14 protein-coding genes are annotated in these 21,203 nt (G+C 50.4%); 5 read left to right on the top strand and 9 right to left on the bottom strand.

The genetic code is table 11. The features are described from left to right. Positions 1-36 precede the first annotated feature (36 nt). Both LQ777_RS25805 and LQ777_RS25800 read right to left on the bottom strand, forming a co-directional pair. A complete protein-coding gene (locus tag LQ777_RS25805; protein ID WP_232563325.1) occupies positions 37-1,050 on the bottom strand; it encodes a Gfo/Idh/MocA family protein in 1,014 nt (337 codons plus the stop codon). 178 nt (positions 1,051-1,228) lie between these two features. Beyond that, a complete protein-coding gene (locus tag LQ777_RS25800) occupies positions 1,229-2,287 on the bottom strand; it encodes a LacI family DNA-binding transcriptional regulator (protein ID WP_232563324.1) in 1,059 nt (352 codons plus the stop codon). 353 nt (positions 2,288-2,640) lie between these two features. On the opposite strand from LQ777_RS25800, the gene LQ777_RS25795 reads away from it, so the two are divergent. The 3 genes from LQ777_RS25795 to LQ777_RS25785 all read left to right on the top strand — a co-directional run bounded on the left by LQ777_RS25795 (position 2,641) and on the right by LQ777_RS25785 (position 4,633). Then, the gene (locus LQ777_RS25795) at positions 2,641-3,537 is read left to right on the top strand and encodes an SDR family oxidoreductase (protein ID WP_232563323.1); all 897 of its coding nucleotides are present in this window, start codon (positions 2,641-2,643) and stop codon (positions 3,535-3,537) included. A gap of 191 nt (positions 3,538-3,728) precedes the next feature. Further along, positions 3,729-4,139 (top strand): type II RES/Xre toxin-antitoxin system antitoxin, encoded by a 411-nt coding sequence (parS, locus tag LQ777_RS25790; protein ID WP_232563322.1) that lies wholly within the window; start codon positions 3,729-3,731, stop codon positions 4,137-4,139. Positions 4,140-4,144: 5 nt separating this feature from the next. Beyond that, on the top strand, positions 4,145-4,633 hold the full coding sequence (locus LQ777_RS25785) for an RES family NAD+ phosphorylase (RefSeq protein ID WP_232563321.1): 489 nt from the start codon (positions 4,145-4,147) through the stop codon (positions 4,631-4,633). A gap of 147 nt (positions 4,634-4,780) precedes the next feature. On the opposite strand, the gene LQ777_RS25780 is transcribed toward LQ777_RS25785, so the two are convergent. From LQ777_RS25780 to LQ777_RS25760, 5 genes are all read right to left on the bottom strand, one after another. Further along, a complete protein-coding gene (locus tag LQ777_RS25780) occupies positions 4,781-5,533 on the bottom strand; it encodes an SDR family NAD(P)-dependent oxidoreductase (RefSeq protein ID WP_232563320.1) in 753 nt (250 codons plus the stop codon). Between the two features lie 78 nt (positions 5,534-5,611). After that, positions 5,612-6,562 carry a helix-turn-helix domain-containing protein gene (locus LQ777_RS25775; RefSeq protein ID WP_232563319.1) on the bottom strand — a complete coding sequence of 317 codons (951 nt, stop codon included), beginning with the start codon at positions 6,560-6,562 and terminating at the stop codon, positions 5,612-5,614. A 275-nt stretch (positions 6,563-6,837) separates the two neighbouring features. Then, the gene (locus LQ777_RS25770; RefSeq protein WP_232563318.1) at positions 6,838-9,351 is read right to left on the bottom strand and encodes a phosphocholine-specific phospholipase C; all 2,514 of its coding nucleotides are present in this window, start codon (positions 9,349-9,351) and stop codon (positions 6,838-6,840) included. 30 nt (positions 9,352-9,381) lie between these two features. Further along, a complete protein-coding gene (locus tag LQ777_RS25765) occupies positions 9,382-12,618 on the bottom strand; it encodes a TonB-dependent receptor (RefSeq protein ID WP_232563317.1) in 3,237 nt (1,078 codons plus the stop codon). Positions 12,619-12,778: 160 nt separating this feature from the next. Then, positions 12,779-13,378, bottom strand: coding sequence for a Crp/Fnr family transcriptional regulator (locus LQ777_RS25760; protein ID WP_232563316.1), 600 nt, complete (start codon positions 13,376-13,378; stop codon positions 12,779-12,781). A gap of 267 nt (positions 13,379-13,645) precedes the next feature. Between LQ777_RS25760 and LQ777_RS25755 the strand changes: the two genes are divergently transcribed. After that, positions 13,646-16,858: a TonB-dependent receptor gene (locus LQ777_RS25755; RefSeq protein WP_232563315.1), complete on the top strand. Its 3,213-nt coding sequence runs from the start codon at positions 13,646-13,648 to the stop codon at positions 16,856-16,858. Positions 16,859-16,925: 67 nt separating this feature from the next. Here LQ777_RS25755 and LQ777_RS25750 read toward each other — a convergent pair whose 3' ends face one another. Together LQ777_RS25750 and LQ777_RS25745 are read right to left on the bottom strand one after the other, a co-directional pair. Continuing rightward, a complete protein-coding gene (locus LQ777_RS25750) occupies positions 16,926-18,746 on the bottom strand; it encodes a cytochrome c peroxidase (RefSeq protein ID WP_425276966.1) in 1,821 nt (606 codons plus the stop codon). Between the two features lie 73 nt (positions 18,747-18,819). Further along, a complete protein-coding gene (locus tag LQ777_RS25745) occupies positions 18,820-20,280 on the bottom strand; it encodes a PhoX family protein (protein WP_232563313.1) in 1,461 nt (486 codons plus the stop codon). 653 nt (positions 20,281-20,933) lie between these two features. Here LQ777_RS25745 and LQ777_RS25740 point away from each other — a divergent pair. Then, on the top strand, positions 20,934-21,200 hold the full coding sequence (locus LQ777_RS25740) for a hypothetical protein (RefSeq protein WP_232563312.1): 267 nt from the start codon (positions 20,934-20,936) through the stop codon (positions 21,198-21,200). The last annotated feature ends 3 nt before the right edge of the window (positions 21,201-21,203 follow it).

Genomic DNA, 21,203 nt, shown 5'->3' with positions numbered 1-21,203 from the left:
AGTTGGGTTTAGGAATGCCTGGGAACGCTGGGTTGACTAAGGATTTTTTCGTTTTGCTTTTTCTAGGACACTCGCCAGAACGACAGCCGCTCCCCCCTGTCGTTTACTTTCATCGGCGGCTTCCATGAACGTAAAGATTTCGATTGTTTCTTCGGGCGATACGGGAGGCTTACCGGTTTCGAAATAGGTAATGATTTCCTTCAACAAGGCATTGTACCCGTCGTAAGGACCCAGCTTGACAGCACCAGCCTGCGTGTAAACGGTTCCTCCGTATTCGTGTTTGCCGGTCCGCGTTCCCCGAAACGTACCAATCCGACCATCCGCCCACGTTCCGACGACAACGTCGGTTCCATCGGTGTGCGCCCGAATTACTTGCTGGCAACCCGTTCCCATAACAGTATACAGCGTTTCAACGCCGTGGACGCCGTACCAGAAAAAGTCGGGATGTGTTTTTTCCAATACCGCCGGGCTAAACGTATCCGCTCCCAGCACCTGACTTTTATCGATGCTGTCAACGCCCTTGATATACCGCAGCGACGAGGCTGAGAAAATAGGTAGATTATAGGAACGAGCCAGATCAAATATGGCTACTACGTCGCTTAGTGACGCAGCGATGGGCTTGTCGATAAAAACGCGCTTCCCGGCTTTGAGTACCGGTCTAAGCTGTTCCAGATGAAGCCGACCATCGTTGGTTTCCAGCAAAACCACGTCAACTTTTTTGAGCAGCTCATCAATTGAATCGACGATGTCAACCCCTAATTTTTTTACCTCGTTGATGTAGTCAGGAATTCGCTTCGCGCTGCTCTCAATCGTCTTGCTCCCATACGGGTAAGCAGCTACTATTTTGTAATTGGCATAGTCTGAACCACCTCCGTTCAAGGCTTTCGTAAAAGCTACGCTGTGCGATGTATCCAGGCCAATGATTCCCACCCGCTTACCTTCTGCCGATTCCTGTTTTGTTGACCATGCCATTGGTGATAAGCCAAGTGCCAGACTTCCCAACGAAGCTTTCTGGATAAATTGCCGACGATCGTGCAATAAAGTAGTCATAAAACGGATGGCTGATAGCGGGGTGAACGAAGGAGAAATACGTTTTTACGGGTACGTACCCGTAAATATACACACATTTTTAGAGTAGCAATAAATCAGTCCAAAAGTTTCATTTAATTCTGCCTGATAAAGTTTGACAGCGATAAAGTATGGCCTAAAGCTTTGTGACCCTAGCTAATTAATTTCGATAAAAAGCCTGGTTTTCCTGGGTGACGATGTCGATGGGCATGTAATGTTCCTTCGCGACGGAAGCCGAAAGAATTAAGTGTTGGTATAAAGCCATGATGCTTCGGTAGCCTTGTTCTTTTGGCTGGTGGCAAATCAGGAAATCAATGATACCACTAGCCAGAAAGCGGATGTTTTCATTAACGAAATCATAACCGATCAACAGCGGTCTCTTTAGTAAATCGGCACTTTCGAGAAAACGGGCAACCGAGAAGACGCGGGAATTACTAACAAACACGGCATCAATCGCTTCGTGAGCGGTAAACAGATCTTGCAAGTGTAGAGCAATAGAGGGGTAGTCGGTCTGCTGGATATTGGCCTTTAAAATTGGGTAGGTCAGCTTGTGGTCGGTAAAGTAAGCCCGAAATCCTTCTTCAATTTGCTGGTACGTAAAGCTATCCAGCGACGTAGCGATATTAACAACCAGCAACTTACTGTGCTCCTGCAAGCGATAGGTACATAATTTTCCGGCCAGATAACCACTCTGAAACAACGGCGGACCGATGTAAGACAGGCTCCGTTGATTGGGTATAGTGGAGTCGATGAAGACAAACGGGATATTGGCTTTTTGACATGCGTCGGTAAACTCACGGGCTTCGTCCACAAAGGAGGGCGCTAAAACAAGGCCATCGACGGAAGCGTCTACAATTCGGTTCGCCTGTTCGACAAAAGTGCGGGGATCGCTTAGGTTGAAAAAATAAAGATCAACGTTGATTCCGTATTGTCGGATTTCGGCTTCGGCCTGTCGGACTCCCTGCAACGGCGCTTCCCAGAAGTCGGTTTCTTCGGTGACCGACGGAATCAAAACGGCAATGGAAAGAATCTTATTGGAAGCTAATCGCCTGGCTAGCAGGTTGGGTTGGTAATTAAGCTCGGCGATGATCTGGTTTATTTTTTCCCGCGTTTTAGCCGAAACACCAGTTCGATTATGAATTACCCGATCGACGGTGGCGATAGCGACGTTGGCACGACGAGCAATTTCTTTAACACCTGGTATCTCCTTTTTTTTCATTGGTTGCAATAACGGATAGGCCGTGAAACCTGGATCAGTTCAGTATTTCACGAAAGTTAGGCAATAATTATGGACGTTCTCCCCAAAAACTGCGCTGACGAATCGGACTTACTGACAAGCACGGCGGTAAAAGAAGGACTACAGATTCGATTTACTCAGGTACACTGACCTCGAAAAGCAAATCGGTAACTTCTCCAAAAATGCTACGTAACAAGACGCATCAGCTTCCAGAGATGCTGACCTAAAAGCCTTTCAATGTTGCGGTACCGTTTCCTTACTCAGGAAAATTTTACCGTCTTATCCCGGTTGCGAAGCGGTTATTGCCATAGGTCGCAAAAATTTAACCAACAACTATGACAGCTCAACCCACAACGTCCTCAATGGAGGACCCGCTGAAAAAATACCCTCAACCTCCTCATCCTGAGCAGCAACAGGATGTACCAGGCCATGAAGATCAGTTGCAGCCTAAGGCCGATCATGGGGAAGAATCGTACAAAGGTTCAGGAAAGTTGACAGGGCGTAAAGCGCTCATCACCGGAGCCGATTCGGGCATTGGCCGGGCTGTAGCAATTGCTTTTGCCCGCGAAGGGGCCGACATACTTATTGCGTATCTGGACGAAGAGGACGATGCGCGCGAAACCGCCCGCTATGTCGAAGAAGCGGGGCAAAAAGCGGTGCTGATGGCTGGCGATATCCGCAGTGAAGCGCATTGCCAGCAACTCGTGCAGCGTGCCGTGGATGAGTTAGGCGGTCTGGACATTCTGGTCAATAATGCCGCGTATCAGATGTCGCAGGAGTCTTTGCAGGATATTAACGAGGAACAGTTAGAGCGAACATTCCGCACTAACATTTTCTCGATGTTTTTTCTGTGCAAAGCAGCTGAAAATCACCTCAAGCCGGGTAGTACGGTGGTCAACACAACATCGATCAATGCCTACAAGCCCAGCCCTACATTGCTGGATTATGCGGCTACCAAGGCAGCTATTCAAAATTTTACGGCTAATCTGGGGCAGCTATGGGCCGAAAAAGGCATTCGGGTAAACTGCGTTGCGCCCGGCCCGATCTGGACGCCATTGATTCCTTCGACGATGCCTCCTGAAAAAGTAAAAAGTTTTGGTCAGGATGTGCCGTTGAAGCGAGCAGGTCAACCCGCCGAACTGGCTCCGGCTTACGTGCTGCTGGCATCCAATGATTCTAGCTACATGACGAGCAGTACCGTGCAGGTGACTGGTGGTACGCCAACGATCTAGGGAGAAGAACGTAGCGGTGGCTATCACGCACTTGCTCGAAGCATGCTGGATAGGGCCTTTGCCCGGCTTTTGGCTCGGCAAAGGCCCACCAGTAAAGACAAATCACGTAGATAACCGACTAAGCGAGTTGCCCAGATGAACCCAATGCGCCATATTGCGGTTATAAGACTGACAAATTTCGGTCACTACTTATGGCTTCCGCAACACTTCCTCCTCACACGGCTGTTTACGCGCCTTATACGCTGATTGACAAGTCACGTCAGGGCGTGCTTCGTTCAGAAGTCGATCAGGTAGCAAACATGGTGGGCTTAACCGATATTGAGATGGCCCGCACCCTTAGTATGTCGGATCGTAATTTGCATCGCCTGAAACCCCAGGAGCGGTTGTCTCGCGATACCTCCGAACGATTATTGCTATTGACCAATTTGCTTCGGCATGGGCTGGATGTCTTTGACGATGATGCGGAAACCCTCGCCGACTGGTTGCGCTCACCCATTCGTGAGCTGAATTCCCAATCGCCCCTGCAATTGCTGGATACGACAACTGGCTTTGGGCTGGTCGATGATGTGCTGGGTCGTATTGAACACGGCATTGTTGGATAAGGGCAATGCTGACTGTTTACCGCACTGTAAAAGCCAAATACAGCCAGGAACCCTTAGCTACCGAAGGAGCGCGCTTGTTTGGCGGTCGGTGGAATCCAAAAGGATATGCCTTGTTGTACACCACTTCCTCCCCCGCCCTTGCCCTGGTGGAATCGCTGGTTCACCAACCTCGGGTAAAGTACGAGAAGCTGCCGAAACTGGTGTTGTTTACCCTGCAAGTACCCGACGACGTAGTCTTTTTCCCCGCAGAGTCGCTTCCGGCCTATTGGAATGAGGAAAGTTATGAGCGCACCCAATGGTTGCTGCGCGACTGGCTCACGGCCCCGACGAACTTAGTAGCCGCGGTGCCTTCGGTTGTGGTTCCGATGTCCTATAACTACTTACTTCATCCCGCTCATCCCCGCTTCCGTGAGATCGAGATCATCAAACAAGAAATCTTCCCGGTTGAGCGACGATTATGGCGTGACGAAGGGCTTTCTTCCGAAACCGAATAAAGTAAGTTTTGTGTACGGGTAAACCGTCCGGATCGCAACCGAATAATCAGTTAACCAACGTTGTACCCAGAATTTACCGATAAAGTTGACGTTGTTTACTATTGCTCATAATACAGAAGAATGAGCGCCCGAAAGAGCGCTCATCGATCAAAGATTCATGCCGCCGGTAACCTCAATTCGTTGACCATTCACCCATTTGGCGTCGTCACTACACAAGAACGCCACCACGCCCCCGATATCGTCTGGTAAGCCGACGCGTCCCAAGGCCGTAACACCCGCCACGAAATTCCGCATCGCCGGGGTATCTTCCATAGCACCTCCACCGAATACAGCACCAGGCGCAACGGTATTGGCCGAAATACCCCTTCCTCCTAGCTCGAGGGCAAGATACCGGGTGAATACATCAATCGCGCCTTTCATGATTCCGTATGCGGAAGCGCCGGCAAATGAGTAGCGCGTAACGCCGGAAGTAATATTAACAATGCGCCCGCCGTCTCGAAGATACCCTAACGACTTTTGCGTCAGAAAGTAAACGCCCTTTAGATGAACAGTCATCATTTCATCAAATTGAGCCTCAGTCGTTTCTGCTATCGGCGCTACGAGACCGGTACCCGCGTTGTTAATTAAAAAATCGAAACGGTCGGTACCGAAGGTGTCTTGTAAGGTTGTGCTCACCTGTCCGAAAAAGGCATCGAAGGTGCTAGCGTCTGACACATTGAGTGGTAAGGCAATCGCTTTACGCCCGAGTGATTCGATAGCCGCCACAGTTACTTCGGCTTCACGTTGGTTGCTGCGATAGGTAAGCAGAATGTCTACGCCTTTTTGGGCTAAGGTCAAAGCTATGTTTTTGCCGATCCCACGGCTTCCTCCAGTTATTAAGGCAATTTTTTGCGTTGTCATGCGACTTTTTGTACAGATTAAAAACAGTACAAATGTCCTCCAACGAACAGCGACGATGTTTGTCCCGAACAATCAACTTTATGTAAAATTCAAACTTTTTGCCTGACTACGAAAAGCCCCCGGTGAAATGGAGGTTTCGTTCTTGAAGAATTTGGCGAAATGCGCAAAATCCGAGAATCCGAGACTATCCGCAATTTCGGCGATGGTCCAGTCGGTATGAAGCAGCAGCGCTTTGGCTTCCTGAAGCATCCTGCCAGCAATGAGTTCGGTCGTTGTAAGGCCGGTGGTTTCTCGAAGAACCTTGTTGAGATGATTCACGTGGACGGCGAGTTGATCAGCGTATTGCTTTGCGGTACGGAGCGCTACTTTTTGCTGTGGATTTTCGAGAGGAAATTGCCGTTCGAGCAACTCAATAAACAACGATGTTGTCCGGGCGAAGGCACTATGGTTGGGATGAAGCATCGTCGTTGACTGCAACTTTTGCCCAATGTGAATTAGCTCTAGCGCGTAGGCACGCAGCAGGTCGTATTTGTACGCGTAATTAGACGTAATCTCTGCCTGCATATGGTCAAAAATGGCTTGCACCCTCACTGCATCGGTTTCGGATAAAGCATAGACAGGATGTTCCGGCGACTTGAAAATAGGCAATTCGTCCAGAAGCACACCGCTTTTAGTCGGGTGAAGGAAATCCGCCGTAAAGACGCAAAACGGCCCGGTCTGGCGATCCAGGGGCAGCCACTGAAATGGTTTTTTGGGTGTTGAAAAGATCAGCGTCGGTTGCGATACTTCGATAGTGCGGTCCGGATATTGAACGAGGGAGCGTCCGGTGAGAAAGCTTATTTTGTAGAAAGCGCGACAAGGAAGGGGCACCGATGGTTTCTCACGAGCGGTCTGATTGATCTGGCCCAGGTCAAATACGTTAAAATGACCTACTTCATGCTGAATTCCATCGGGTAGCAATGCACTCAAATCCGTCGAAGAACCGCTGGAAAGCCGAAGGCATAGTTCCTCAAATGAAGTCGTACTCATAGCGTGGTTATGTAAAATTCAAAGTTAACCAAAACAATCTTAACTCGCTCACACAAAGCTATTGCTCCGGTTGATTTTGAACTAGACCACAACCGCCTGGAATGTCTTTTATCAGGATACCGGTGTTTCTAACAACCGATCTATTCAGATACTTTACAACGAACAAGCGTCAGTATTTACTCCCAGATGTAAGTAGGAAGCAGATCCTGACGCTTGGGATAACCGTTTTACCGAAGCCTATTAGATTATTTACTAGGCTGCAATTAAACTAGTTTTTACACCACACGGCCCATAAGCGGATCGGTCTTTGATGAATTACCAGTTTCTATATGTCCGGCGAAACGCTCCTCAAAACCATCGTGGCCTTTGACCTGTACGCTCAGATCGTACCAACCGTGTTGCTTGTTCAGATCAACCGGCACGCTGGTTTTTGCCCCCGCTGGTAGACGGACCTGCTGGCTTTTCCCTTTGTAGCTGTTATCGAGCAGGGTCAGTGTGTGCGCTTTTGTATCTCGATTGTGAACCGTTAGTTGCAGATTGCCCGTCAGCTTGTTGCGACGCAGACGCTGGGGCTCATACTGACACTCGATTTGAAGCAGCGGATTAGTGGCCCCACCAGTGAACTCGCGGTAGAAACCGTTAGGACCGTAGACCCGTAAATGGTACTGGCTGGCATCAAAATCGCCGACGGACCACTCATCCTGCAACAAATCACCCGCAGCTACCGAATAATCCCAGGCCCGCATTGGTTCGCCCTGATAAGGTCGGACGGCATAAACACGGAACGGAGCTCCCGCAGCCTGTTCGCCAAAGACACTCTTACCCGCTTTAAAATTCAGGCCAAATTGCCCATTGTTCTGGCCGATCACGCGATCAACGTATAACTCGTAAGGCAGCGCGCAGGCCGACCGGATGCCTTTTTCCTGCTGTGGTAAGTGCGACGACTGCTCAGGCTGAGCGTTGATCTGTTTAACCGTATCGGCGGCTAGTTTTTGGTAGTTAGCAGGCGCATTCTTGAACTGAGCCTGGTGGATACCTTCTATGAAAGGTCCCCGCTCAAGAAATTTAGGCTGGGTAATGGGTTCACCATTGTAAGGTCGGAAAACCGACGTTAGATCACCGCAAACTGTCCGACGCCATTCCGTGATGTTTTCCTCACGGATGGTTTTCCCTGTTTTCTTCGCCAGAAAATGCTCTAGAAATTGCAGCGACGAGGTGTGGTCGAATACTTCGGAGTTAACGTATCCGCCCCGCGTCCAGGGTGATGCAACAATCATCGGTACACGGTAGCCTAATCCGATTGGTCCTTCCCGCAGGCCACTGGTTTGTGCCGAAGGGTTAGTCTGCTGCTCTTTGGTAACGAAGTCGAGCCGGGGGTCGATACCAGCCGAAACCTTACCGGTATTCGATTTGTACGGGTTAGGCACCACATAAGGCGGCATGTGATCAAAGTACCCGTCGTTTTCATCGTAGGTGATGATAAAAATCGTTTTCTTCCATACCTCCGGATTCTGTAGCAAGATTTCCATCGCTTCACTGACGTACCAGGGGCCAAACCAGGGCTGGCCGGGATGATCGGAGAAGTGGGCAGGCGGCATTAGCCACGAAACGGTCGGCAATGTACCGTTCTGAACATCCTGCCGGAACTGGTAAAAAACATCACCTTTCGGCACATTCAGGGTCCGTTCGGCCCCTGATTCCGAGTACGCCATAGCTGTCAGCTCATAGAAAAACGGGTCCTGCCGATTCGTTACGAATGCGCTGTCGTGCAGTTGTCTGGCTTCGGCTGACAGGTTGGCGTAACCGTCGGTTGTGTACCGACGCTGGGCCGTTTCGATGTTGGTCAGCAGTTTGCGGGCAGCGGCTAACTTCTGAGCGGTTTTTTCGTCGGCAGGCTGCTTTTCCAGTTCAGCAATCAACTGACGCACCGACTCATTTTTAGCTTGCAGGTTTGCAATACCCCCTTCGTGAAGCCGGACATTATACTGCTGGTAGTATTCCAGCACGTTGGTTCCGAAGTTACTAAGCCAGGCACTTCCTTCACCCTTAAGCCCATAACCCATCGTAATTTCGTTCTGGTACACCTTCCAGGGAACGCCAGCCGCTTGCAGTCGTTCGGGATAAGTTGTCCAGTTCAGGGTAGGGTATTCGTAGTTGTTGACGTTCCACAGGTGCGCAATGGCTTCCGGTTCGTTTTTCTCGCGCACCGTACCGGTCATCCAGTAATGCCGGTTGGGGTGCGTACCAGTGATGCTCGAACAGAAGTTGTGATCGCAAACCGTAAAGGCGTCAGCTAACGAATAATAGAACGGAAAGTCCTCCCGGTCGCAATAGCCCATTGTCAGGGGCATGTCGTTAAACGCCTTGTTGCGGGCTTTTTTGGTATCCAGCCACTTATCGTATTTGCCGTTGTTCATGGCATCAGTCTGGTCGGTCCAGCCGTGAGGCAACGATCCCATCCAGGCCACTTTCGTGTCTTTTACGTTTAAATGAAACGGCCCGTACGTATCCCCTTGCGCGTTGGTTTGCAGCCAGACCGTGTTCTGATCAGGTAACTGAATGGCGCGTGGGTCGTTGAAGCCCCGCACGCCCTGCAACATGCCTAACTGGTGGTCGAACGAACGATTTTCCTGCATCAGGAACACGATGTGTTCAGCGTCGTAAAAGGTGCTGCCCACTTCCGGCGCAACAGCCAGCGCCTTCTGAATGACGGGAGGTAACGTATTGCTGAGCAGGCTACTGCTCGATAGTAAGGCTGCTTTTTTTAGAAAATCTCGACGGTTATCCATAACATCTATTTTGGAAAAAGCGTACGTTAATTAGAACGAGTAACGGGCACCCAGCTGTACCGAGTAAGGTGTTCCTTGTTTCTGCGTTGTACCCACGTTTTCATTGACGCGGTAGCTATACTGACGCGTCGTTGGGTTGAAACCGTTTGGTGTCAGCAACGTCTGGTTGCTGAGGTTGTAATTGCCACCCCAGTTGCGAAAAGAGGTCGCTTCGGCCCCCTTCGTGGTTACTCCGTCGAGTACCTGACCCAGCAGGTTAGCGAAATTAAATACATCGACGCTTAACGCTAGTTGCTGCTTACCAAACGTGCGGAACGATTTAGCCAGCCGAACATCGAATGTACCCGAGAAGCCATTTTCGCCCCCGTTGCGGTCAAATATGTTGCCGATGCTGTTGCGGATGGCTCCGGCAGCCCGATTGTCCGGGTTATCCAGCACACGCTGCATCGAAGTGCGGATGGCCTGCGGCACCTCCGGATTAGCCGGGTCGAAGACAAACGCCAGGTCATTATCCGTACCGGGACCACCCACAAAATCTCCGTTTATATCACCGTCAACGACCAGCGAATACCGCGAACCGCCGACGCCCGTGAACCGTACGCTCAACACCAAACCAGCCACCGACGGCGACGAACCATAGGCGACTAACTTATGCCGGAACTGATTGTCGGAATAGTTGATCTCGTCCAGGTTGCGGGGATCACTTTTGATGGGCCGGAAGGTAGACGTATTGGCTACGTTCCCGTTGTACGACGTATTATCACGGGAATCGTTCCAGGTGTAGCTGAACGCCAGCGAACCATTACGCGGCAACCGGATTTCGCCGTCCAGCACAAACGTCAGCGTTTGCAGTTTGGCCCCGTTGGTCAGCATCAGAGTCCGGCCAACCGCCTGCGTTTTGCGACCTAATACGTTGTTTGTCTGGCCGCTGTTGGTTGCAATGGTGTTAGCGGGTACGAAAACGCCCCGGTTGGCTTCGTTACTGAGCGTAAAATACGGCTGGTCAACCAGGTTGCGATCCAGGTAAACGTAGTTATTTACTGTTTTGGCGTAAAGCAAGTTAGCCCCTAACCGAACGTTGTCGCCAAAGAAGTGGCTATACGACACGTTTGCTTTGTAGATGGTAGGTACCTGGAAATTCGGATCGTTGAGGTTGATCGTTGACACGTAGCTGGCCCCGGCTGGAATTCCCGGCGCGGTTGTAGGATTGTTACGGTAGGAAACGAAATCAGGACGGGGTACCAGGTTCGGCTGGCTAGCATTAGCCGGACGGGTTACGTCAATAGACGCCACTTTGGTCCCGCTGTTCTGAATGTTGTTCACCTGTGCGTAGTTGATTACGTAAGCCGAGAAGGCCCCACCCCCTACCCGGATGATGTCGCGGTTTTTGTTGCCGAGGTTCCAGGTCAGTTGAACGCGGGGTTGAATGTTGTTCCAGTCGGTTGGATTGGCGTCGGTGCGGAGGCCCAGTTCCCGTTCTACCACTGGGTTGTAATCACCCTTTGTCAGGTAACTGGTCAAATCCCAGCGCAGTCCTGCCTGAAGGTCCATGTCAAACCGGGGTTTATACTGCACCTGTCCGAACAACGACGCGTTCAATACGTACTGTTGCACCGATGGAATGCCGTTGATGGGCACTTCGCGGGCGTACCGTGATGGGTTTAGATCGTTGAACTCCTTTAGGCTGTTGAAGACAAACCGACCGTTTTGTTCATTCGAAATGTAGGTGTCCAGATACGTCAGCGTGTTGTCGGTGCCGAACGTAAAATTGTAGCGGTCTTTCGTCCAGTACAGCGTATTGGCCAGTTGAATCTGGTTTTCGAGGTTGCGTTCCGGTGTGAACCGCTGTCCGCCTAACTGGACCGACGTACTACCGTTCCGACCGTTGGGCAATACAGAGTTGACCGTAACAATAGCGCGGGGAATGTTGGCCGATGGAAGCAGGCTGTTGGCTTCGTAGTTCCGGGTAGCGTGCTGATACTGAATTTTCAGTTCGTTGACCAATGTTGGTTTAAACGTCGACCGTAGTGATAGCAGCGTGCTGTTTTCCAGCGATTTGAATCCCCCGTACACTTCGAACAGATTGATGGCGGAATTATCGTTCGTGCTGTTTGGATTGTCCCAGTTGCTGAAGTTGTTGCGCAGCGTCAGCGTATGCTTGGCATTGAGTTGCCAGTCGAGCCGAGTAAATAGAGTGTTGGCCACTGTCTTCCGGTTAAATTCTCCGACCTGCTGGGTATTGCTCAGGCCATATTTTTGACGGCCAATGGTGATGACACTATCCAGTACAGCCTTACTAATCGCCAGCGCGTTGGCATCCGCATCGGAGCGGATATCAGCAATGTAGAATGGAGATGATTCGTTTTGCCGATCGAGGGCAACAAAGTAGTGCAATTTATCTTTGATGATCGGTCCACCTAACGAGAAGCCGTACTGAAAGCGGCTGAAATCAACCGTGCGGATATTGCCCCGCATATCGCGTGGACTCGACAGACCGTTGGCGTTATAATACGTAAAGGCAGTACCCGTCACGGTATTCGTACCCGACTTGGTAACCGCACTCACCGTACCGCCCCCCTGACGCCCTTTGGTTACATCGTACTCATTCGCGACAATTTCAAATTCACGGATCGCTTCGAGTGAAAGCGAAAACGGCCCGCTCCCTAAAGCACCACTGGTCAGGTTATTACGAGCACTGGCCCCATCGATGAGAAAGTTGGTCGATGACGGTAGTTGCCCACCGATGCTGGTGCCATTACTCAACGGCGAAAGCGCCAGCAGGTTGGTGAAGCTCCGGTTAAACACCGGTAGCTTGGCAATGTTGTCGGCGGTTATAGCTGTTGAAGCGCCGAGCCGGTCTACGCGGTTTTTGAGGCTCGTACCCGCTACGACGACCTCCTGCAATTGCTGATCAGTTTCGGCCATCGTAGCGTTGACAGTTATTAGATCGCCTTGGTTGAGCTGGTATCCTTTGCGGCTTTGATTCGTAAAGCCCACGTACGAGAACGTAATGGTGTACGGCCCACCGAGTGGCAACTGCCGAATAGCAAAACGTCCATCAACACTCGTCTGTGTGCCGGTATGGAAGCCGGTGGCTTCGTTACGGATCTGAACGGTTACACCGGGTAAGGCACTTCCGGCTTTATCCTTTACGATACCGGCCATCGTAGCGTCAGTGGCTTGTCCCAAGGCCAGGCGCGTGAAGAATAAACAACAGAAGAGTAAGGGTAAAAGAAAACGGTTGTACGAAGCGAAAATGTGCTGCATTGAGTTGCGTTTGAAGAATCGGAAAAACGAAACTCGCTAACGCCATCGGCTCGACGCTGTTAAATTTTAACATTTGCCTCAGCCTTAACAAAACCTTAAATAACCACGACAAACTATTAAGTATGTATTACCAGATTGGCCCGTTTGCCGGAACAGTTGGTTACACATGCATAACAATGGTAACTGTCGGTTCGGCGGAGGTACGAATCTTACGCGAAACCGTTTGACGGGTAGCACCCACTAAATCACCAATTTCCTGATACGACAAATAATCGAAGGGGCGATGCAGCTGATTGTTCGCATCCAAAACAGAGGAGTTGTACTGCTCCTGCAAGTGCCGAATTCGGTCATCAACGATCAACCCATTGCGATGCAGCAGTCGGATTTCCGTACGGTGCCATCGACGAATAACCGTCTCGCTGAACCAGTCGGCCAGCAAAGGATTGTGGGTCACTGCATGCCGGAAAGCGGGTCGGTCAATAACATATACGGAAGCACTGGTTGCGGCCTGAGCGTATTCAAAAAAAACGACTTCGTCCAGATAATCCAAGTCGCCGAACAGTTCACCTGGTTTTAATAAATCATACAGAACGCGTTGGCCCCACTCCCCCAGGCTACCGATTTTAACCAGTCCTTTTTCTATAATGTATACGTGTGTATCAACGTCAGCGGGCTGGTAAATAAAATCACCCGGTTTTACTGTGCGTAGCGAGTAGTCTTGTGAGCAATCGTCAAGCAGGTGCTGGACAACGATGGGCATTGGCATAACTAAAAGAGGAAACGTAAGCATTAAAATTAAGTCGGCTTAACACGGTTACCATATGGATAGTATTATGAAATCGTTAAACAAACCCCGATTGCTCGATAAGCCAGATGCGACAACACCTAACGTCACGAAAATAAATGTTAGGTGCACAAGCGTTTGTTAATCGTCTTTTAATCAATCTGTACCGATTCGTAACATTGTCATAATATACAGGCAATATGCCCAGGATAACTTGCAGCCCGAAACAAACCATTAGTTTGAATGAAACGCTGTAGCTTAGTTCTACTTGTTAATTTGTTGTTGAGTTCGTTCGCTTGGGCACAGGTAACCACCAGCGGCCTGAGTGGTCGAATCACCGACGCCAAAAATGAAAGCCTCATCGGGGCCACCGTTCAAGCCTTATACACACCCACCGGCGCGCGCTACGCCACGATCACCGATGCCGAAGGGCGCTACCGCATCAACAACATGACCGCGGGTGGTCCTTACGAAATTACATTCTCTTACGTCAGCTTTAAAAATGCCGTCCGGTCGGGCGTTACCCTCCAACTGGGCGAAACAACGAACCTGAACGTAATTCTCGAAGATGCCAACGCAACCCTCAGCGAAGTAGTGGTGAAAGGCAATCGGGGGGGCGAGCGCGAAGGGGCTGGCATCAACGTCGGCAGCGAAACGATCCGCCGTCTACCCACTATTTCCCGCAGCCTGACCGATATGACCCGGCTGACGCCCCAGGTCAATAACCAGAACTCGTTTGCGGGTACCAACTTTCGGTACAACAACGTAACCATCGACGGAGCCATTAATAACGATGCGATTGGCTTTAGTCCTTCGCTCGGCGGTTCAACGGGAACATCAGGACAGCCCGGATCAAGCACCCGTACCAACCCGGTCAGCTTAGATGCGATCCAGGACATTCAGGTAGCCGTAGCCCCATTTGACGTGCGGCTGGGTAACTTTCTGGGCGGCTCGGTCAACGCCGTTACACGTAGCGGTACGAATAAAGTAACGGGTTCGGTGTATGGATTCGGTCGGAATGCAACGCTGACGGGAACCTGGAACGGCGCATCCGGTACGAAAGAAAAATTGCCCAGCACCTTCCACGAGTACCAGACCGGTGTTCGGGTAGGTTTGCCCCTGATCAAAGACAAACTGTTTTTCTTTACCAACGAAGAAATCACAAACCGTCAGGACCCCGTACAGTTTCAGGCTGGTTCGCCTTCGTCGCTGATTAAAGACGCAGCGGTAGCCCAGCAGCTTTCCGACTTCGTTAAAGCCAACTACGGCCTCGACGCTGGTTCGTACGACAACTACTCGATCTACTCGAAAAGCACGAAGTTCTTTAACCGGCTCGATTGGAACATCAATGCCCGCAACCAGTTGAGCATCCGTAACAATACCGTTTTCTCGGAAGCAACGAACCTGGAGCGCGACGCGGCTAACTTCCGCTTCGGCAGCATCGATTTTCGCCAGAACAACAACCAGAGCAGTACGGTTGCTGAGCTGAAAACGCAGTTGGGTGGCCGGGCGTCGAACAGCCTGATCGCTGGTTACTCGACAGTACATGACTACCGCACGACGCTATCCAACGTCCGGACGTTTCCGCAGGTTGAAATTGGCTACAACGGCGGTACGATTTTCCTGGGTAACGACCGCGAAGCTTCGGTGTTCAACATGCGCCAGAAGACCTTTGAGCTGACGGATAACTTTACGTTTTACAAAGGCATCAACACATTCACCATCGGTACGCACAACGAGTTTTACACCATCGACTACGGCTTCGTCAATTCGCCCAATGGCCGGATTTCGTACCGTTCCGTTGACGAATTCCTGAGCAAACTGCCAAACCGGGTTCGGGGTTCATATCCGTTCGGTGATGCCAGCAACAATCTGGACAACCAGTTCAACAATCCGTACGCGCATTTTAACGTAAATCTGTTGAGTCTGTACGCGCAGGACGACATTCAACTGACCGACCGCATCAAACTGTCGCCGGGGGTTCGTTTCGACTATACGGGTCTGCCTAACAAACCGGCGCTGAGCTCACAGGTTAACGCGTCGGCTGGTGACCCGAACTACGGCACAACGTATACCTACACCCCGCTGAATCAGATCACCAACACGTATCTGAACAACGTTCAGGTGTCGCCCCGACTGGGCTTCACCGTCGATGCCAAAGGCGACAAGAGTCTGGTATTCCGGGGTGGTGCCGGTCTGTTCACGGGTCGTATTCCTTTCGCGTGGTTAGGATACGCTTTCTACAACAACGGTGTTGGCTACGGTGCTTACGATTTCAACAACAACGCGACGGCTACGACCAAACTGGTTGGCGATCCGCTGATACCGAACGGCGCTCTGGCCATCAACAACAACGCGGCTAACGGTGGTGTTCGCCGGACGCAGGTTGATTTGATCGATAACAATTTCAAAATGCCGCAGATGTTCCGGGGTAACCTGGCCGTCGATTACACCCTTGCCGGTTACAAAATCACGTTAGAAGGCTTGTACACGAAGGTGATCAAAGACCTTAAGTTCCAGCAGGTAAATACGAAAGATGCCGTTCGGTATTATAGCTACGATACCCAGCAGCAACAGCCCATTTACGTATCGGCAACAGGAACAGCCGGTGCTCAGCGTATCGACAATAACTTCGCGAACGCTTACCTGCTGTCTAACACCAATCAGGGTTACCGGTACAACCTGACGGCGCAGATTCAGAAAAACTACACCGCAGGCTTTGGCTTATCGGCTGCTTATACCTACGGAAAAGCGTATGATTTAACCAACGGTATTCGTAACTCGATGGAATCGAACTGGCAGTTGAACCAGTCGCTGTCGCCGAACAATCCGACGCTGGCATATTCGAACTTCGATATTCGCCACCGCATCGTAGGCACGATCAACTACCGCCAGACCTGGAGCAAAAGCAACGCCACAACGGTTACGTTGTTCTACTCTTTCCAGTCGGGTTCGCCTTTCTCGTGGGGTTACGTAAACTCGACGGTCGATGGAACGGGACAAGCCAACAGCCTAGCGTATATTCCGAAGGATATGAGCGAAGCCCAACGTCTGCTTCCAACCGGCACCCAGGCTCAGGACTTCATGGCCTTCGTTCAGAGCGACAAATATTTGAGCAGCCGCATGGGAACGTTTACCGAGCGTAATGGCGGACGTACCCCCTGGAACAACACGATGGATCTGCGCTTCCTGCACGAGATCAGAATGCAGAACGGCCACTCGCTTCAGTTCTCGTACGACATTCTGAACTTCCTGAACCTGGTTGATAAGAAGTTAGGTTACTACTACTTCTCGCCCAACACGTTCAACTCGACAGCGTCTATCGGTCTGGCTCGCGCGACGAATCCCGCTACTGGCGATCCTACCTTTACCTGGAGCCGTCCATCAGCCCCCTACTCGATTGATCCGCTGGGATCACGCTGGCAGATGCAGCTAGGAGCACGGTACTCCTTCTAAGCGCGGAGGTAACTCCTATGTCCTTTACCAAAATCGGGTAGAACGTCATTCGTTCCACCCGATTTTTTTATAATGCTTTCAGAAAAGAGACCAGCGCTTTTTTCTCGCTATCGGTCAGATCCAGCTTGTCAAAGGGTAACGTCTGATTATCGAGCTTAAAGCCTAAACCGTTACCGCCCCCTTTCTCGTAAAAATCGATTACTTCTTCCAGTGTTCGGTAAACGCCGTTGTGCATGTACGGAGCAGTCTGCGAAACCTGACGAACCGTAGGAGTCTTAAAGGAATAGCGATGTGGTTCCCGTTTTGTCAGTACAAACTTGCCCAGGTCTTCGTCCACCTGCTTGCCATTAGCGTGAGCGGGCGTTCCCAGCACTTCGCTTTCCGTTTCCTGAAAAGCGGGCGGAACGGTTCCGTTAAATAATGGAAAAAAGTGACAGGTGGCGCATTTTGCCTTACCCATGAACAGATTGAAGCCTTTCTTCTCGTCTGCCGAAAGGGTGGTTGGTTGCCCACGTAGGTACTGATCAACGCGCGAATCGAGCTTCACCAGCGAGCGAACGTAACTGGCGACGGCGTTCTTCAGCGTACCTTCGGTTACCCCCTCCTGGTACGATTTTGCAAACAGCGCACGGTACTGCTTATTTTTCTGCAATGCGATGACGGCAGCCGGTAACGACCCGTGCATTTCTGCTTTATTCTGAATAACGTCGCTGGCCTGATCCTCCAGAAACACAACGCGCGAGTCGGCAAATTGTACGGCCTGTAGTGAAGCGTTAAGCAAGGTCGGCGCGTTACGTGCCACACGGCGTCCGTTGAAACCGATAGCCAGACTTTTCTGCTCGCCATCCGTAAAAGCCCGCTCCGGCTGATGACAACTGGCACAAGTCCGGCCCTCTCCTCCCGACAGAATGGGATCGCTGAACAGCTGTTTCCCTAAGGCAATCCGATCCGGTGTTGCCCGTTGCTCGGTAAAGTTGACAAAATAGCTCGGATCAAACGCATCTATGTCTGTCAATGTCCGGGCTGACGGACGTAGCAAACGGCTTTCCGTAAAAACTGGAATGTTCAAACTCTCTTGGGCATCGAGCAATAAGCTGCTCAAGGTATTAGCGGACTGCTTGATTAAACCTAACCGGTCGAACCGATTAAAATCCTGCCCCGAACGCAGCGACTGTACAGCCTGGGTAAATGCCTGATCCAATTGCTCCGCTAGGTGGGCATCGCGTTTTTTCAACTCATAATGAGCAAGTTGCTGTTGCAGGCTTTCGAGAGCGCTGGCAGATTCGGGAAGTGAGTAAAACGCCACGGGCGAGTCGAAGCCGGTAACCCCCAGCGTGATCACGCGAAACACCTCCAAGCGCATTGCGTCGAACACATGGCTGTCCGTAACGTCGTTGCTCTCGGAAATTTTGCGTAGCCGGTTGACATTAGCCCGTAATACAGCGGCATGTTGCGTTGCCTCCGCTTGATTGGCGGGTTCCAATCCGGGAAATAAGAGTTCTTCCAATACTTGAAATCCCTCCGGTTCGTTGACCCGCAGGTCATCATCTACGTCCGGAATATTGGGACCATTGAGCGCTTTCGTCGTTTCAGGACTGTAATAGGCTGATAAGAATTCGATTCGTTTGTAGGCAAGTCGAGACCGTCGAAACGCATCTTGAATAGTTTGATTAGACTGACGCAGTGCGATGGCCTTTTGTAGGTGACTAACGGTGCTGTCCAGTTCGTCAATTTCCTGCATAAACTGCGCCTTGACCGTCTGTACGGGTGTTGGTATGGGCCTTAGCCACAGGTACAGCGCTATACTACAGACAACTACGGCTAGGCAGAAGGCAATAAGGCGTGCCTTGTGTTGTATTTTGTCGGGTTTACTGCTCACAATAGTCATTCATAAAAAACCGTACATAAAAAAACTGACCGGATATCTCTTCCGGTCAGGTAAGCATAGGAATAAGGGTTTATTAGCGCGGTAACCCTTCGATAAGAATGAGCTGGCTAGCCTGGTTTTCGTTTTTCCGCACCGAACCGCCATCCACACCTTTGTATTTATCACCACGCCAGGTGTGGGCCTGAATACCCAGCATAAACGTATTCGGACGACCGGTCACGTCAGAAACGTCGATCATGCCACTGCTTTCCCACGAACCCAATTTCGATGTACCCCCCACGTTGTACTTGGCGGCATCAGCCTCCATCCGGCGGTGATCAAGTTCGAGTACGGGGGTTAGTTTGCCCGTGTTCAGGTCATACTGGTATACATAGGCATCGTGTTTTTCGTCGCCGTACTCATTAGGATCTTCCATGATGTACGCATAATTCGTGGTAACGCAGATGTTGTCCGGGTCCTGAAATGTCTTCGCCATACCATTGCGGTCATCACCGTCAAGCGCTACTTCCAGTTTCGCCTTAGTCGGGTCGTTAGCGTCGAGCGTCAGCTTATAGATACGACCATATTTCGAGCGTGAATAATCAGCATTGACACCCGTGTTATTTTGTCCCGTTACGGCAAAGAAAACTTCACGACCATTAGCCGCGCCACCTTTGCGATAATCAACGTCCTCGACGCGGCCAAATTTAATGCCTTTCAGATCGTTAACTTTAGCGTTGATCTGAGCGCCGGTCAGCGATTTGTGGTTTTCGATTTTTACGAACTCAACGTCGTATTTCGTACCCGCTTTCATATCCATTTCCCGCTGATTGCCGTCGGTCCGCTTAAGCATGTAAAGCGATCCGTTTTCCAGATCGCCAACCGAGTTGGTCAGGTACATAGCGACCTGCCCACCGTTGACGTCCGAATCATCATCACCAATGACAATAACCGTTTTTCCTGGGTAGGCCGTTTTTGGCAAGGGTAAGGCATTCTCGGCACTCCACCGTCCTAGAGCGGCTACTTCACGCGAGATAGCGGCCTGTTGAGGATCGGCATCAACCCGAAGCGCGTGCGTACGCGACTCCTGCCCACTTTCACCACAAGTCAGAAAAACGGGTCCGAAACCGTGTTCGACGGGAGTAGCAAGCGTGGCTGAGCACAACCGCCAGGTACCTCCGTCGGAGTTGAGAATGTACTCGCCTTTAATCGGCTTGAACGATCTATCAAGCGTAAGACGGGATACCGCAAAGTTATCTTCGTTGTTAACCAGGACCGAGTAATTGCCATCCGGATTTTGAAGAATACCGGCTCCATCGGCCGAGCCCCCAAAAACGTAGTTAGGCGATTGTTCCAATTGGTCATCGCTGCTCAACAAGGAGTACAAATTGACACCGCTGACCGAACCTGGCAGAACTCTGGCTAAAACAGGCGTTACCGACCGGTTTTGTAACGTAATGGCTGGACTATTTGGATCTCGATGATCCTGACAGGCGGCTAAGGCAAGAAAAGAAAAAACCGTTGTCGCCGATAGAAGAAGTTTATTGGACTGCATGAACAAGTTGTAGGTTACACTTGTACAAAGCAACTCATCAACTATTACTAGAGTATTACAGTCTGATTAGGGCTCTGTTATGTTTTGTCGAAATACGTAATAGAAATTTAATTGCCTACCTCTGGTACAGTAAAAATTGACCAAGCCGGCTTATAGAATCAATCTTATTAACGTAGTAAGTTTTTCAGAACCAAGCGGGTGTCGAATCATCAAATGAGATAGAGAAGCAGCGTAACGCCAATAAAAAAAAGTAAACCGAAAATGAAAACCAGCTGCTGTTTAGTCGAATAGCTAACGTACCGACTGTTACCAGCCAGCAAGTTCATTAACTCAATAATCCAATGAGAAAGCATCTTAAAAAAGGTAGACCTACGGTGTAGACCTTAATCAGAGGGTACGTCACTTCTTTTTCGATTATGAAATTGTTACCCTAACAAAACTGTCCTTATCTACTCGTTTTTCAGTTAACACAGTAGACACCGTATTCAAAAAGTCGAAGCTGTTGTTTTATAACACAGAGCAGAAACGGTTCATGTATCAATTTTGCGGGTTTATACCGGTTTTCTGACCACTAATACCCAATCGATTGTCAAACAGCCGACTCGCTTATATCTTCGGCCAATCAACAGTTAACAACTTACGACTAAGCAATCATGAGCGTTCTTATCAAACCAACCGTCAGCAACATCATCAATCTTTGGTTTAGCGTCGATACGCCCATCCGACAGTATAAAATCAAACTCAACCCCGATCTATGGGGAGCTTGTGAAAATACCAACCGCCATTTCGCTCCACCCTCCAAAAAACGGCAGGTAGAGCAGTACCGCAAATCCGATAAGGTGGCTTTCGCCAAAGCGGTTCAGCAGGAATTAGAGCGGCATAAGTCAACCATCAACACCAGGGTATCTAAACTCAACTAATGC

Origin of the sequence: Spirosoma oryzicola (assembly GCF_021233055.1) — a bacterium.
Classification (GTDB): domain Bacteria; phylum Bacteroidota; class Bacteroidia; order Cytophagales; family Spirosomataceae; genus Spirosoma; species Spirosoma oryzicola.
This window is presented reverse-complemented; position numbering and strand designations above follow the sequence as displayed.